Here is a 14590-nt window from a genome sequence, read left to right as displayed (position 1 = left end):
CCGTGAAACAGGAGATGCCCCCGGCCGTTCGGTCGGGGGCATCTGCGTTGTCAGGCTGGATCAGCTCTGGGACTGGCCGTACGAGCCGAGCTGGCGCGTGGACTCGACGACGCGAGCGGCCATGGCCGTCTCCGCGATCTTGCCCCAGGCGCGCGGGTCATACTGCTTCTTGTTGCCGACCTCGCCGTCGACCTTGAGCACACCGTCGTAGTTCTTGAACATGTAGTCCGCGATGGCACGCGTGTAGGCGTACTGCGTGTCGGTGTCGATGTTCATCTTGATGACGCCGTTGGCCACCGCGAGGGCGATCTCCTCATCGGTCGAACCAGAACCGCCGTGGAAGACGAGGTCGAGCGGCTTCGCGCCGGTGTTGTACTTCTCGGCGACCTGCTGCTGGATCTCTCCGAGGAGCTCGGGACGCAGCTTCACTCCGCCCGGCTTGTAGACGCCGTGGACGTTGCCGAACGTGAGGGCTGCGATGTAGCGCCCCTGCTCGCCGAGACCGAGCGCCTGTACGGCCTGGTCGACGTCCGCGAACGTCGTGTAGAGGGCATCGTTGGATCCCTCGTGCGCCACACCGTCTTCCTCGCCGCCGACGACGCCGATCTCGACCTCGAGGATGGCGTTGATGTTCTTCATGCGGGGCAGGAGATCCTTGGCGATCTCGATGTTCTCCGCGAGCGGGACGGCCGAGCCGTCCCACATGTGGGACTGGAAGATCGGGTTGCGTCCCGCCTTGACCTCGTCTTCGGAGGCGGAGATCAGCGGCTCGACGAAGCCGGCGAGAGCATCCTTCGGGCAGTGGTCGGTGTGCAGCGCGACGGTGATCGGGTAGTTCTTCGCGACCTCGGTCGCGAAGCGCGCGAAGGCGAGTGCGCCGGTCGCGCGGGCCTTGACCGTGTGGCCGGCGAAGTAGTCGGCGCCGCCGGTGGTGACCTGGATGATTCCGTCGGAACCTGCCTCGGTCAGGCCCTGGAGGACCGAGTTGATGGTCTGCGAGCTCGAGACGTTGAAAGCCGGGTACGCGAAGCCGCCGGCCTTCGCGCGGTCGAGCATTTCGGCGTACTGATCCGGGGTGGCGACGGGCATGAGAACTCCTGCGATTTGGGGAAGCCGGGACAGCAGTCACTCTATCGGGGCTGACTGCCCGATGCTGTCGGCGGTGACCGGGCGAGCACGCCCTCCTACCCGTGTGTTAAGAATCGGGATTCCTTCGTCGTCGCTCGACCGAAAACTGCCGTTTCAGACGTTCACACTGGTTAGGCTGACCGCATGGTTAGTCTTACAGCGGATCTCAGCCCCCTTCGTCCCGATCGAAACCTCGCGATGGAGCTGGTGCGGGCCACTGAAGCAGCCGCCATCCGCGCCGTTCCGTTCATCGGTCGTGGCGCGAAGGAGGCGGCGGACGGCGCCGCCGTCGATGCGATGCGTGCCTTCCTCGGGACAGTGGCCTTTCAGGGGCGAGTGGTCATCGGTGAGGGCGAGAAGGACAATGCTCCGATGCTCTTCAACGGCGAAGAGGTCGGCACCGGCAGCGGCCCGGAGTGCGACATCGCGGTCGACCCGATCGATGGCACCTCGCTGACCGCAGCAGGACGTCAGAATGCGCTCTCGGTCATCGCCGTCTCCGATCGCGGATCGATGCTCGACGCGTCCAGCGTCTTCTATATGGACAAGCTCGTCACGGGCCCTGCCGGTGTCGGAGTGGTCGACATCCGCCTGCCGATCGGCGAGAACATCCGCAAGCTCGCGGGGGCTCTCGGCAAGCCGGTGGACGAGATCGTCGTCTCGGTGCTGAACCGTCCGCGTCACGAGCAGCTGATCCAGGAGATCCGGGATGCCGGTGCCGGGACGCGACTCATGAGCGACGGCGACGTCGCCGGCGGGATCAACGCGGCGCGTCACGCGGCCCGAACCGACATGTGCGTCGGGGTGGGCGGCAGCCCCGAGGGAATCGTGACGGCGTGTGCGATCAAGGCTCTCGGCGGTCACATCCAGGGGCGTCTCTGGCCTCGCGACGACGATGAGCGCCAGCGCGGAATCGACGCCGGCCTCGACATGGACAAGGTCTACGAGGCCGACGATCTCGTGCGCGGGGACAACACGATCTTCGTCGCCACCGGCGTCACGGACGGCCAGCTGGTGGCCGGCGTCCGACGCGAGGGCGGCTACATCTACACCGAGAGCGTCGTGCTGCGCGGTGCCTCGGGAACCCTTCGCCGGATCGCCTCGGAGCACCTCGTCTCGAAGTGGCTCTGACTGCCGTGACCTGAGAGCGCGAGTCGGGAACGGGCCCCTCATCGTTACCGACCCGGTACCGCCTGTGCGGTGCTGAGCCGAGCTTTCTCGTGCGTTCGTGTGACAATTGACACTGGATTTGTCGCCGTCGACGGAGCCGCCAGGCACCGCAGGCACAGGAGGGCAGACCGATGACAACGCAGCACACGAATGGTTCCCAGGCCACGCCGACCAAGATCGTGACGACGCCGACCGGCCGGATCATGCGGATCAACGTCGACGAGGCCGGAGTGCCTCTGCCGATCGCGACTCCGGCGGCGCCTGTCGTCAAGACGGCTGTCTCAGATCCCGCTCGACGTGCGGACGTGCTGTTCCGCAAGCGCCTCGACGAGGGGCACGAGATCAGCTCCTGGTGGATGGTCGGAGCTTTCGTCGTGACCAGTGGCCTCGTGATCCTGCTGCTCAGCGGCGTACCGGGCGTCGCCTGATCTCAGCGGCGGGGCTCTTCCGCCTCGACCTGTCGGGATGCCGAATCCAAGTTCGCCGATTCGTCGTCGCTGACCCGGCCGCGAACGTCTCCGACATCGGCCTGGATCGACGTACCCGGCGCAGCGGACGCATCGTCAGCAGCATGGGGGATGCGGAGCTCGGAGCCGATCTCCGCACCGGAGCCGCTCATGAGCTCTGCCGAGGTGAAGCGTCGCGTCTGCGCGGTGATCGCCGGTGGGGCGGAGTCGAGCGTCGACGCGCTGATTCCGGGGAACTGCCTGGCCGTCACGAGCACACGGCTCTCGAGCGAACCCGCGAATCTGTTGTAGCTGTCGACCGTGCGCTCGAGTGCGCGGCGCAGATCGTCGGCATGCCCCGCGAGGACGCCGAGTCGGTCGTAGAGCTGGGTGCCGAGATTCAGCAGCGCGCGCGCCTCGGTCGACACCTCTTGCTGCGTCCAGCTGTAGGCCACGGTCTTGAGCACGGCCCACAGATTCACCGGGGACGCGAGCGCCACCTTCTTCGTGAATGCGTAGTCCAGCAGCGTCGGGTCTTCGTCGATGGCTGCGGCGAGCAGCGACTCGCTCGGCAGGAAGCAGATGACGAACTCAGGACTGGCGTCGAGGCCCGTCCAGTACGCCTTCTTCGCGAGTGCGTCCACGTGCGCGCGAACGGCCTTCACGTGCTTCTGCATGTGGGAGCGACGCTGTGTCTCATGCGCGTCCCCGATCGGCAGTGCCGATGCCTCGAGGTAGGCATCGAGCGGAACCTTGGCGTCGACCGCGATCGATGTGCCGCCGGCGAGATGGATCACCATGTCGGGCCGTCCCTGACCCCGGTCTGACGAGATGCTGGACTGCAGATCGAAGTCGACGTGTCGGATCAGCCCTGCGGCCTCGACGACCCGTCGCAGCTGCGTCTCACCCCAGACCCCTCGTGTGGCGGTCGAGCGCAGTGCTCCGGCGAGCGACTCGGTCGTCGAGCGCAACGCCTCGTCGGACTCCTGCGCGCGCCTGAGCTGCTCCGCGAGCGATCCGAACTGCGCATGACGCTCCTGCTCGATCGCCGAGACCTTCTGCTGCATCTGCTGGAGACTCTCGCGCACGGGAGCGAGAGCGGTGAGCACCGCATTCTGCTGCTGCACCCGCTGCGCCTCGGCGCGCTGCTCGAGCCTCGCGTGCTCGACGGCATCCCGATACAGGTCGTACTGTCGGTCGCGATCGTCTCGAGCTGCGGCGAGCTCGGCTTCGGCGCGAGCGAGGTCTGCTGCTCCGCGCGATCCGCGGAGGAACCACCCCACGGCGGCGCCGGCCGCGAGCGCGACCAGGAGAAGAACGAGCGTGAGAGCATCCATGTGCTCCATGATGCGCTCGGCCACGGACATTCGTCCGGTGCGACTCAGGCGACCGCGCGCTCCGGGGTGGCGAGGACCGGCTCGGTCACTCGCAGCGACAAGGCATCCGCCAGGGAGAAGACGTCGGACGCGCCGTGCCGGCGAGCGGCGTCGATGATGATGTGGGCGCACGCGAGCGCGTCCGCAAGCGCGTCATGGTGCGAGAAGCCGGTGAAGCCCGCAGCCTCTGCGGCCTTCGGGAGTCGGTACGACTCGAGGTCGTAGGTCTTGCGAGCCACCTGCAGGCTGCACAGTGAGCGATACGGCGGGCAGTCGCCGCCGGTGGCCTCGGACGCCCGGCGGAGCACGTTGAGGTCGAAGCCCGCGTTGTGCGCCACGAGCACGTCGGCGCCGGCGAAGGCGCACAGGCGGTCGAACTGATCGGCCCAGGTGGCCGCGTCGATCACGTCGTGGGCGCGGATGCCGTGGATCTTGGTGTTCCACTCCTGGAACTCGTCGTGACCGGCGGGCGGGCGGATCAACCATCCGGCGGTGGCGACGATCCTGCCGTCGCGCACCCGTACGAGGCCGACGGAGCAGGCCGAGGCGGGGCTGGAGTTCGCCGTCTCGAAGTCGATTGCGGTGAAATCCAGTGGCACATCCCCACTCTCTCCCGGCATCCGAGACGCTCCAGGATGACGCGCCGTAGGCTGGCGACATGAGTACCGACCGAGCGACATCCTTCGGCGCCGAGGCCGCGAACTACGAGGCGGGAAGACCCGAGTATCCCTTCGAGGCCGTGTCGTGGATGCTCGATCCGATGCCTCACGGCTCCCGTCGCATCGCCGACGTGGGCGCGGGCACCGGAAAGCTCACACGTGTGCTCGCGCAGGCCCCGGATGCCGAGGTCGTCGCCGTGGATCCGGACGCCGCCATGCTCGCGACACTGCGGCGGAGCGTTCCCGGTGTTCCGACTTTCCAGGGAACAGCCGAACGGATGCCGCTGCCCGACGCCAGCCTCGACGCCGCCGTGCTGGGTCAGGCCTGGCACTGGGTCGAGCCGTCTGCGGCGTCCCTCGAACTCGGACGAGTCGTCCGCACCGGGGGAGTGCTGGGGCTGATCTGGAACATCCGCGACGAACGCGCGGACTGGGTGCGCCGTCTCACTGACATCATGCACAGCAGTCCGGCGGAGGACATGGTCAACGGACCCGGCGCCGACGGCCCGCGCATCGAGGCCCCGTTCACGGGGATCGAGAAGCAGCAGTGGGAGTGGACCCGGGCGATGAACCGGACGCAGTTGCATCAGATGGCGCGCTCGCGCAGCTACCTGATCGCGGCGTCGGACGACGAACGCTCAGAGATCACACGGCAGATGGACGAGCTGTTCGACGAGCTCGGACTCGACGGTGAGGGGACGATCGACCTGCCCTACGTGACGCACGCATTCCGCGCCGTGCGAGCCTGACGCCGACACCCGCAGGGGCTGCGCATCTGCGACCGGTAGACTCGACCCCCGTGGCTCTCACTATCGGAATCGTCGGCCTGCCCAATGTCGGCAAGTCCACCCTCTTCAACGCTCTGACCAAGAACGACGTGCTCGCGGCGAACTATCCGTTCGCGACGATCGAGCCGAACGTCGGGGTGGTGAACCTGCCCGATCCTCGTCTCGACAAGCTCGCCGAGATCTTCGGCAGCGAGCGCATCCTGCCCGCCGCGGTGTCGTTCGTCGACATCGCCGGCATCGTGCGCGGCGCGAGCGAGGGAGAGGGACTCGGCAACAAGTTCCTCGCGAACATCCGCGAGGCGGATGCCATCGCCCAGGTCGTGCGCGGGTTCGCGGATGACGACGTCGTGCACGTGGACGGTGCGGTCAATCCGGCATCCGACATGGAGACCATCAACGCCGAGCTCATGCTGGCCGACCTCGAGACCGTCGACAAGGCGATCACGCGGTACGAGAAGGAGGTGCGCGGCAAGAAGATCGAGCCCGTCGTCCTCGAGACCGCCAACGCGGCGAAGGATGCGCTCGAGCGTGGTGTGCTGCTGTCCGTCGCGGGCATCGATCTGACGCCGATCCGCGAGCTCGGACTCCTCACCGCCAAGCCGGTCATCTTCGTCTTCAACGTCGACGAGGGCGTGCTCACCGACGACGCCCGCAAGGCGGAGCTCGCCGCGCTGGTCGCCCCGGCGAAGGCCATCTTCCTCGACGCCAAGATCGAGTCCGAGCTGATCGACCTCGACCCCGAGGATGCCGCAGAGCTGCTCGCGTCGACCGGGCAGGACGAGTCCGGTCTCGACCAGCTCGCCCGCATCGGCTTCGACACTCTCGGACTGCAGACCTACCTCACGGCTGGCCCGAAAGAGGCGCGCGCGTGGACGATCCCCAAGGGATCCAAGGCGCCGCAGGCCGCCGGAGTCATCCACACCGACTTCGAGAAGGGCTTCATCAAGGCTGAGATCGTCTCGTTCGACGACCTCGTCGAGACCGGGTCCGTCGTCGAAGCCCGCTCCAAGGGCAAGGCGCGCCTCGAGGGCAAGGACTACGTCATGCAGGACGGCGACGTCGTGGAGTTCCGTTTCAACAACTGAGCGAGGTTCTGCCCGAGTGCTGAGGAGATCGGCACCGGCGCGTACGAAGCCGCGGGGTGCGAATCAGATCTCGTCGCTACGTCGAGCACGCACGGTCCAGCCGACCTGCATCAGTGCCTCCGTGAGGCGGTCGGCGGCAGCGCTCGCGACGTCGACGCTTGCGTCAGAGCAGACGTCGATGGCGATCGGCGGCGGATCGGCGAAGCGTGGGATCTGCACCTCTGCCCAGGCGTCGGGCGACAGCGGTACCCGAGGGGACGCGGTGCGGGCGTCTCGGATGGCGCTGTCCGCCGCGAAAGCGATGACGTCCAGCGCATGGAGCTTGGTGATCGGCATGTCCACCACGAGGGTGACGGCGAAAGTCGCGTCTGCGGTATCCCCGAATTCTGGCCTCACCGCATGAAGATATCACTGCGCGGTCGGTGCGGATACGAGGGTGACAGCGACGGGCGATGATCGCCATGCCGTGGAGTCGCGAGCGAACTCGGCGCGCACAGCCGGTCTAGCTGCGACGCTCGACATCCTGACTCAAGAGCTCGGGCCAGGCTTCGACATCTTCAGGAGTGCGGGCGACCGCCAGGGTCGCGTGCGGGAGCAGCTCGGCGAGGGATTCTGCCGTCGACAGCGGGTGGCCGGGGTCGTCCACCCAGGCCAATATCGTCGTCGGCACATCGATCCCTGCGACCATCTCGGGGCCGGGCAGGTCGCTGAGCGCTGCACCGCGAAGCAACGACGGCAGAAGGGCATCGGCGACGTCGGGCCATGTCTCCGGGGCCGAGACGGTGGCCGGGGGTGGCGTCGATCCGCGCGTGCCGGCGAGGAACGCCTCCACACCATCGGCTTCGATCAGCGCAGCGGCGGCTCGGTAGATGTCCGCTTGAGCGGGTCTGGTCTTCCACCCGGTGGGCGGCACCATGAGTGTGAGTCCCGTGAAGCGGTCCGGCTCGAGCGACGCAGCGTGCAGAAGGGTCGCGGCACCCATCGAGGGGCCGACCCCGTGGACGCGCTCGCCGGGGAACCAATGATCGAGCAACCGCAGAAGATCATCCGCGAGGTTCGGCCAGCGATAGTCGTCGGCAACCTTCCGCCCGGTCGAACGGCCATGGCCGCGTGCGTCGTACCGCAGGAGTCGAGTTCCGCTCAGTCCGCGACCGAGGTCGAGATTGAGCACCCGGTCGCGGGCCCGACTCGACGTGAGGCCATGCAGCTGGACGACGGGGTGCCCGCCTTCATCGCTCAGGGCGACAGCCAGCTCGGCTCCGGGTACCTCGAAGGTGGGCATCAGGCTCCTCGATCGATGACTGAGCGAGTCTGCTCGGGCAGTCGTGTTGAGTGATCAGGTTATCCGGACGATATGGTGCTACCCATGCGACTGACCAACGTCACGCACCTCCGCCTCCCCTTCGGACGGCTCTGGGGGTACGACGTCAGCGCGTCCGCGCTCGGACGACCCCTGCCCGTGTCGTTCGACCAGCGACTGCATGTCGGGGCGGGTGACCGGCCCGGCTCCTGGATGGCTCTGTCGTTCCGGTTGCCCGCACAGACCGATCGTGAATCGATCGCGGATGCGTGGCTGGCTGTCGTCGCTCGACATGGCACGCTGCGATCGGCCTTCGCACGTGGTGCGGACGGCGATCCGACGCTTCACGAGATCGAGATCAGCCCCGGAAGCTGGGTCGAGCATCAGGTGGGCCCTGGTCAGGCGGTCAATGACGCGCTGCGCGACATCCTCGACGCGGAGTGCTCCCCGTACGGACGTCCGTCCCATCGGCTGTGCGTGCTGGAGACCGCTGCGGGGCTCACGGTCGTGATCGCGGCGGACCACGCGCACGTCGACATGTGGTCGATGCTCGTGATCGTGCGCGATCTGCTGTCCGCGCTGGACGCGGGCAAGACGGGCGCGAAGCCGATGTCGACGCCGAGGTCGGCGCCGGCGTTCGTCGAACACACGCAGGCGTTGCTGGACAAGGACCCTGCACCGGACCACGTGCGGCGCCGATGGGAAGCGATCATCGCGGACAGCGGCGGGGTGATGCCGCAGTTCCCCCTGTCGCTCGGCGCACCCGAGCCGCATCGCGAGCGCGTGGAAGTGCGCGATGTCTTCGATGTCGACGACGCCGCGGCATTCGCCGCGCAGGCCCGTGACGATGGCGTCTCCACGCTCGCATCTGCGGTCGTCGCGATGACTGCGGTGACGCGCGAAGTCGCGGGTACTGCGCTGCGAGCCGTGTTCCCCGTGCACAGTCGCTTCGAGGACGACTGGCATGACTCGGTCGGCTGGTTCATCACGAATTCCGTCCTCGAATCGGAGCTCGCCGAACCGCACGCTGCAGCAGCGGCCGTCAAGGAAGCAGTACAACTCGGTGCGTGGCCGCTCGCAGATGTGCTCGCACCGTGGGGTGGGATGCCGGTGGCTCCCGGGATGTTCGCGATCTCGTGGCTGGACCTGCGCAGGCTTCCCGTGCGGATCGACTCCGTCGGGCTCGACGCCCAGTACGTCAGCGCGGCAACCGACACCGACGGTGTCATGCTGTGGTTCATCCTGGACGAGTCCGGTCTGCACCTGAGATGCCGCTATCCCGACACCGCAGAGGCTCGCACCAATGTCGGCGGATGGCTCGACCTGCTCGTAGCCAGGATGCAGGCCGACGCGCGGTCCTCGGTGCGGGGACGACTGCAGGTGGCCGGCCGAACCTTCCGTGTCGAGCGGGCCAGCCGGGATGACATCGAAGCGATCGCAGCGCTGCTGTCGGACGATCGATTCGGTGCAGACCGTGAGAGTGTCGAACTCGACCGATATGAGGCGGGCTTCCGCGCCGTCATCCGCGACGCATCCAACTACCTGGGGGTCGTCCGGGACAGCGCCGACCGCATCGTCGCCACCATGCAGTTGACCGTCATCCCGGGGCTCTCTCGCGGCGGGTCGACCCGACTGCAGATCGAGGGACTGCGTGTCGCGACGGCGGAGCGATCACGGGGCCTGGGCGCGGCGATGCTGGAGTGGGCGCACGAGTTCGGTCGTGCGCGGGGGGCGACGCTGTCACAGATCACCACCGACGAGGCTCGGGATCGCACCCGCGCGTTCTACACCCGGCTCGGCTACCAGACGGCCCACGTCGGGCTCAAACGGAACATCTAGCGCGCGTCACACCGCCAGGGCGTGCGGGTAGTCCGTCGATCGTCCCTGGAAGCTCAGGATGCTCGGGTTCTGGATCATTCCGTCGCGGATCTCGATCGCGCGTGTGAGCGTCGAGTTCTCGGCCCACGCGTCGGGGCCTTCGAGCACAGTGCGGAGGAAAGGCAGGAGAGCTTCGCTGATGTCCCACGTGGCCGAGTTCCAGAGATACGACGGGCTGTGGTCGACGGCGTAGTAGTTCACGCCCTGACCCACCGTGAACATCGGCTCGTCGAAGGTCGTCGGGGTCGCCCACTCGAAGCCCATGCCCTCGTCGCACGACACATCGATGATCAGGCTGCCCGAGGCGAAACGGGACAGGTCCTCGGTGCGCAGATACGTCAACGGCGCCGCGACATCCTGCAGGGTGCAGTTCACGACGATGTCGTACGTCGCCAGGAAGTCGGGGAGCAGCACGGAGCCGTCCTCCGTCTCGACCTCGCTGAGGTGCGTGGGTCCGTCGTCGGTGTTCAGCTGAGTGAGGTGCGAATTGTGGATGGGGGAGCCCACGGCGGCCGCCCCGCGCTGAGTGAGGACTTCGATGTCGTGCACCCCGTGAGCATTCAATGCCGTCACCGCGCCGCGTGCCGTCGCCCCGAAGCCGATGACGACTGCGCGCAGGCGCGGGCCGTAGTCCCCGGTCGAGCCGACGAGGCTCATCGCATGGATGACCGAGCAGTAGCCTGCCAGCTCGTTGTTCTTGTGGAAGACGTGCAGGCTCATGTCTCCCTGCGGCGTCCAGTGGTTCATCGCCTCGAAGGCGATCAGCGTGAGACGGCTGTCGATCGCGGTCTGCGTGAGAGCGACGTCCTGCACGCAGTGCGGCCAGCCCCACAGGATGCCGCCAGCGCTGATCTCGGCGACATCCGCGAGCTGCGGCTTGGGCAGCAGCAGCACGTCAGCGGAGGCGAGCACGTCAGACCGCGCGGCGACCCGGCCCACGCGGGACTCCACATAGCCGGGCTCCAGCTGGAAGTCGGCGCCGTACCCGTGCTCGACGATCATGCGAGCGCGCACATCCGCGTCGATGCGGTCGAGATGGCGGGGATGGATCGGGAGGCGCCGTTCGTTCTCCATCGAGGAGTTCGCCAGCAGGCCGAGGGTCAGAAGCTCCGGGCCGGAGGTCTGGGTATGGACGGACGAGCGTGTCGTGTCTGACAACGGGTTCCCATCTTTGGGGAACCAGAGTCAGCTCCTGGCCTGACTCTACGCCCCTGCGCGCCTGAGGTGGGGCGGGGCCGATCTCCGCCGACGGGCTCGACTACGCTGGAAAGCGATCCCTGACATCCGAACGAGGAGCCGCGCGCCCATGACCGATACCCAGATCTTCGAGCCAGAGGGCCGCGCGATCCCCTTCGTGGATGAGGGAGACGGTCCGGTCAAGCTGGTTCTGATCCAGGAGCAGGGACTCGCCGCCGACGTGCTGGGCGTCGCCGCGCACTATCTCGCCGAAGAGGCGGGTTTCCATGTGCTGCGGATCGGCCACCGCGCGGCATCCGATGCCTCGCTCGACGAGCGTGTCGACGACGTCATCGACGTGATCGATCACGTCGGAATCGAGGACACCTGGGTCGGCGGTCATGGCTTCGGTGGGACGATCGCACGCGCCCTCGTGGCGGCGCACAGCGACCGGGCCAACGGTCTGCTGCTGCTCGGCGTCGAGGACGTCGACATCGCCGTCGCACCGGCGATCCCCGTGCTGATCGTTCAGGGAACCGAAGACACCGACACCCCGGCCGCCACTGCCGAGGCGTTGCAGGCCACGATGCCTGACCGTTCCAGCATCAAGACGATCGCCGGCGACCACCTGTTCCCGATGCACCACCCGATCGAGACCGGCGTGATCATCGAGGAATACCTGGACTGGGACTGACTGATCACCAGCGCGCAGTCCGACTTCTGCGTACGCACCACGATGCAGCGCGAGGCGGCGGAAGGCTATGACGTGACCCTCGTGAGTGACGCGCACACGACGGTCTGACGAGAGCCGCGCCCTATATTGATCTCGTGACCCAGTATGCAGCTCAGGCCAAGACGAACCTGCTCGCCCTGGTGGGCTTCATCGCCGCGTTCGTGATCCCTCTCGCGGGTGTGATCCTGTCGATCTTCGCGCGCCGACAGCTGGACGCTCCCGGGAACACCGAGTCCGGCCGGGGCCTCGCTCGGTGGGCGATGGTGATCGGCATCCTCGGCACGCTCGCTCAGGTCGCCTTCTTCATCCTCTGGTTCTCGCTCTTCTTCCGCGCCGTGGCCTGACGGTCACCGGGCCGGGGCGGGCGTGGACCAGCCGTGAGCCTGACAGACTGGTCTGATGACCGCCACCCTCGTCGCCCAGAACCTGGCAGGCGGCTACGGCCACCGCATCCTCTTCGAGGGCCTCGACCTGACCGTCGCTCCCGGTGACGTCATCGGCGTGGTAGGCGCGAACGGCGCAGGGAAATCGACTCTGCTCCGCCTGCTCGCCGGTGTGGATGCGCCGATGGGCGGGTCGATCTCGCTCGCGCCCACCGACGCTTTCGTCGGCTGGCTGCCTCAGGAGCATGAGCGCGTCGACGGCGAGACGGTGGCGGGATACATCGCGCGCCGCACGGGCTGCGCGACGGCGACGAGTGAGATGGATGCCGCTGCAGCGGCGCTCGGCGATCCCACGCTCGCCCCGGCGGGCACGGACCCCGCCGACACCTATTCTCAGGCGCTCGATCGGTGGCTCGCGAGCGGTGCCGCCGATCTCGAGGAGCGCATCCCTGCGGTGCTCGCCGACCTCGGACTCCCGAGCACGAGCGGCGTCGCGGAGGACGCGCTCATGACCGGCCTGTCCGGCGGCCAGGCGGCTCGCGTCGGACTCGCCGCACTGCTGCTGTCGCGGTTCGACATCGTCTTCCTCGACGAGCCGACCAACGACCTCGACCTCGATGGGCTGGAGCGCCTCGAGGCGTTCGTACGCGGTCTCCGCGGCGGCGTCGTTCTCGTCAGCCACGACCGCGAGTTCCTGGCTCGCAGCGTCACCCGCGTGCTCGAACTCGATCTCGCCCAGGGATCGAATCGTCTCTACGGGGGCGGCTACGACGCCTACATCGAGGAACGCGCCGTCGTGCGTCGGCACCTGCGGGAGAAGTATGACGAGTTCGCCGACAAGAAGGCGGACCTCGTCGCGCGGGCGCGCACCCAGCGAGAATGGTCGAGCCAGGGCGTCCGGAACGCGATGAAGAAGGCTCCGGACAACGACAAGATCAGGCGCAAGGCGTCGACGGAGTCGAGTGAGAAGCAGGCGCAGAAGGTGCGTCAGATGGAAAGCCGGATCGCACGACTGGACGAGGTCGAGGAGCCGCGCAAGGAATGGCAGCTGGAGTTCACGATCGGCTCTGCGCCCCGATCGAGCAGCGTGGTCTCGACACTCAACGGGGCGGTCTTCCAGCAGGGCGCGTTCACGCTGGGGCCGCTGTCTCTGCAGGTGGACGTCGGCGACCGCATCGGAATCACCGGTCCCAACGGCGCCGGCAAGTCGACTCTGCTCCGTGGGCTCCTCGGACGACAGCAACCCGTCGAGGGGACCGCGGCGCTCGGGAGCAGCGTGCAGATCGGCGAGATCGACCAGGCTCGGTCGCTGCTGATCGGCGATTCTGCGCTCGCCGATGCGTTCGAGGCTCTCGTGCCCGAGATGTCGTCGGCCGAGGTGCGCACTCTGCTGGCGAAGTTCGGTCTGAGGGCAGACCACGTCACGCGTTCCGTCGAAGCCCTGTCACCCGGTGAACGCACGCGGGCGGCACTGGCGCTGCTGCAGGCGCGGGGAGTCAATCTGCTCGTCCTCGACGAGCCGACCAACCACCTCGACCTGCCGGCGATCGAACAGCTCGAGCAGGCGCTCCAGTCGTACACCGGAACTCTGCTGCTGGTCACGCACGACCGACGGATGCTGGAGGCTGTCCAGACCGATCGGCGGTGGTCCGTCGAGAGCGGCCAGGTCACCGAACGCTGAGGCTCAGCGACCCTGACGCTTCTTGTAGGGCTTCGGCTGACCCTTCACGATGGGCGCGCGACCTTTGCCCTTGGACGCCTTGGCCTTGCCGCCCGCCGGGCCCGCCGTCTTCGGCGCGGGCGGGGGAGCGGCGGCCACGGTCGCCTGCGCTTCAGCGAGGAACAGCTCTCCCACGTTCGTGAGTCGCGGCGTCCCTTCGCGATTGATCAGCGTGTGTCCGACCTCGTCCTCGAGCTTGTCGAGAGAGGTGTACAGGGAGGCCAGGGGAATGCCCAGCTGGGAAGCGGCTCGGGGGAAGTGCAGCGTCTCAGCGAGGACGACGTAGCGACGGAGCAATGCCAGCTTCATGCGGGGGAACGGTCCTTCTGGATCCGCGACGATCACGGGTCTCCGTCTAACCTACGCGAGGCGGATGCGCGGCAGTCCCAGACGCACGGATGCCGCGGCTCGATGAGCCGCGGCATCCGGTGGCGGATCTCCTCAGGAGACCTGCGGAAGCACGGCGAAGGACACGGATCCCTCGTCATCGACGCCGGCGTCGAGCACCTTGTCATCGAGCGCGGCTGCGGCGGTCTCATCGAGGAAGAGTCGGGTGCCCGACACCTCGACGACCTGGTCGTCGGGTTCCGGGTCCGGCGTCACGAGGACGGCGAGGCGCGCACCCCCATCCGGTCCAGGGGCGGGCGTGGAGTGGATGCGAAGCCCGGCGTCGTCAGCGTCGGTCTGACGGCTGACGAGGGTGTTCACGATTGCGGTGGCGTTATCGGTGAGGGTGAGCACAAGACTC

General features: G+C 67.6%; 16 protein-coding genes. 8 read left to right on the top strand and 8 right to left on the bottom strand.

Translation table 11 applies throughout. The annotated features are described in order from the left end of the window. Positions 1-60 precede the first annotated feature (60 nt). Entirely contained in the window at positions 61-1089 is a 1029-nt protein-coding gene (gene fbaA, locus QRN21_RS03030; RefSeq protein ID WP_056277981.1) for a class II fructose-bisphosphate aldolase, read from the bottom strand. A gap of 183 nt (positions 1090-1272) precedes the next feature. Between fbaA and glpX the strand changes: the two genes are divergently transcribed. Together glpX and QRN21_RS03020 are read left to right on the top strand one after the other, a co-directional pair. Then, positions 1273-2259 carry a class II fructose-bisphosphatase gene (gene glpX / locus QRN21_RS03025; protein WP_053095530.1) on the top strand — a complete coding sequence of 329 codons (987 nt, stop codon included), beginning with the start codon at positions 1273-1275 and terminating at the stop codon, positions 2257-2259. Between the two features lie 170 nt (positions 2260-2429). Further along, the gene (locus tag QRN21_RS03020; RefSeq protein WP_056277984.1) at positions 2430-2726 is read left to right on the top strand and encodes a hypothetical protein; all 297 of its coding nucleotides are present in this window, start codon (positions 2430-2432) and stop codon (positions 2724-2726) included. Positions 2727-2728: 2 nt separating this feature from the next. Here QRN21_RS03020 and QRN21_RS03015 read toward each other — a convergent pair whose 3' ends face one another. Both QRN21_RS03015 and QRN21_RS03010 read right to left on the bottom strand, forming a co-directional pair. After that, positions 2729-4081 carry a DNA recombination protein RmuC gene (locus tag QRN21_RS03015; protein WP_285363181.1) on the bottom strand — a complete coding sequence of 451 codons (1353 nt, stop codon included), beginning with the start codon at positions 4079-4081 and terminating at the stop codon, positions 2729-2731. 44 nt (positions 4082-4125) lie between these two features. Next, a complete protein-coding gene (locus tag QRN21_RS03010; protein ID WP_053095533.1) occupies positions 4126-4719 on the bottom strand; it encodes an exonuclease domain-containing protein in 594 nt (197 codons plus the stop codon). A 59-nt stretch (positions 4720-4778) separates the two neighbouring features. Here QRN21_RS03010 and QRN21_RS03005 point away from each other — a divergent pair, with 59 nt between their 5' ends. Then, positions 4779-5528, top strand: a complete 750-nt coding sequence (locus tag QRN21_RS03005; protein ID WP_285363092.1) for a class I SAM-dependent methyltransferase — start codon at positions 4779-4781, stop codon at positions 5526-5528. A 50-nt stretch (positions 5529-5578) separates the two neighbouring features. Further along, positions 5579-6652 carry a redox-regulated ATPase YchF gene (ychF, locus tag QRN21_RS03000; RefSeq protein ID WP_056277996.1) on the top strand — a complete coding sequence of 358 codons (1074 nt, stop codon included), beginning with the start codon at positions 5579-5581 and terminating at the stop codon, positions 6650-6652. Between the two features lie 63 nt (positions 6653-6715). Here the strand turns inward: ychF and QRN21_RS02995 are convergent, their stop codons facing one another. Both QRN21_RS02995 and QRN21_RS02990 read right to left on the bottom strand, forming a co-directional pair. Beyond that, positions 6716-7048: a hypothetical protein gene (locus tag QRN21_RS02995; protein ID WP_285363091.1), complete on the bottom strand. Its 333-nt coding sequence runs from the start codon at positions 7046-7048 to the stop codon at positions 6716-6718. A gap of 106 nt (positions 7049-7154) precedes the next feature. Beyond that, positions 7155-7934 (bottom strand): alpha/beta fold hydrolase, encoded by a 780-nt coding sequence (locus tag QRN21_RS02990; protein WP_285363090.1) that lies wholly within the window; start codon positions 7932-7934, stop codon positions 7155-7157. 84 nt (positions 7935-8018) lie between these two features. Between QRN21_RS02990 and QRN21_RS02985 the strand changes: the two genes are divergently transcribed. Continuing rightward, positions 8019-9791: a GNAT family N-acetyltransferase gene (locus QRN21_RS02985; protein WP_285363089.1), complete on the top strand. Its 1773-nt coding sequence runs from the start codon at positions 8019-8021 to the stop codon at positions 9789-9791. Between the two features lie 6 nt (positions 9792-9797). Here QRN21_RS02985 and QRN21_RS02980 read toward each other — a convergent pair whose 3' ends face one another. Continuing rightward, positions 9798-10904 carry a N(5)-(carboxyethyl)ornithine synthase gene (locus QRN21_RS02980; protein ID WP_285363180.1) on the bottom strand — a complete coding sequence of 369 codons (1107 nt, stop codon included), beginning with the start codon at positions 10902-10904 and terminating at the stop codon, positions 9798-9800. A 232-nt stretch (positions 10905-11136) separates the two neighbouring features. Here QRN21_RS02980 and QRN21_RS02975 point away from each other — a divergent pair, with 232 nt between their 5' ends. From QRN21_RS02975 to QRN21_RS02965, 3 genes are all read left to right on the top strand, one after another. Then, the gene (locus tag QRN21_RS02975) at positions 11137-11700 is read left to right on the top strand and encodes an alpha/beta fold hydrolase (protein WP_053095540.1); all 564 of its coding nucleotides are present in this window, start codon (positions 11137-11139) and stop codon (positions 11698-11700) included. A gap of 134 nt (positions 11701-11834) precedes the next feature. After that, the gene (locus QRN21_RS02970; RefSeq protein WP_056278008.1) at positions 11835-12083 is read left to right on the top strand and encodes a hypothetical protein; all 249 of its coding nucleotides are present in this window, start codon (positions 11835-11837) and stop codon (positions 12081-12083) included. Between the two features lie 55 nt (positions 12084-12138). Then, positions 12139-13803 carry an ABC-F family ATP-binding cassette domain-containing protein gene (locus tag QRN21_RS02965; protein ID WP_056278010.1) on the top strand — a complete coding sequence of 555 codons (1665 nt, stop codon included), beginning with the start codon at positions 12139-12141 and terminating at the stop codon, positions 13801-13803. A gap of 3 nt (positions 13804-13806) precedes the next feature. Here QRN21_RS02965 and QRN21_RS02960 read toward each other — a convergent pair whose 3' ends face one another. Together QRN21_RS02960 and QRN21_RS02955 are read right to left on the bottom strand one after the other, a co-directional pair. Further along, positions 13807-14151: a LysR family transcriptional regulator gene (locus tag QRN21_RS02960; RefSeq protein WP_053099048.1), complete on the bottom strand. Its 345-nt coding sequence runs from the start codon at positions 14149-14151 to the stop codon at positions 13807-13809. Between the two features lie 132 nt (positions 14152-14283). Beyond that, positions 14284-14583, bottom strand: coding sequence for a Fe-S cluster assembly protein HesB (locus QRN21_RS02955; RefSeq protein WP_053095543.1), 300 nt, complete (start codon positions 14581-14583; stop codon positions 14284-14286). Positions 14584-14590 lie beyond the last annotated feature (7 nt).

This window comes from Microbacterium sp. LMC-P-041, assembly GCF_030209555.1.
GTDB lineage: Bacteria > Actinomycetota > Actinomycetes > Actinomycetales > Microbacteriaceae > Microbacterium.
Note: the sequence above shows the minus strand (reverse complement) of the source record. Positions and strands in the feature narration are given on the sequence as shown.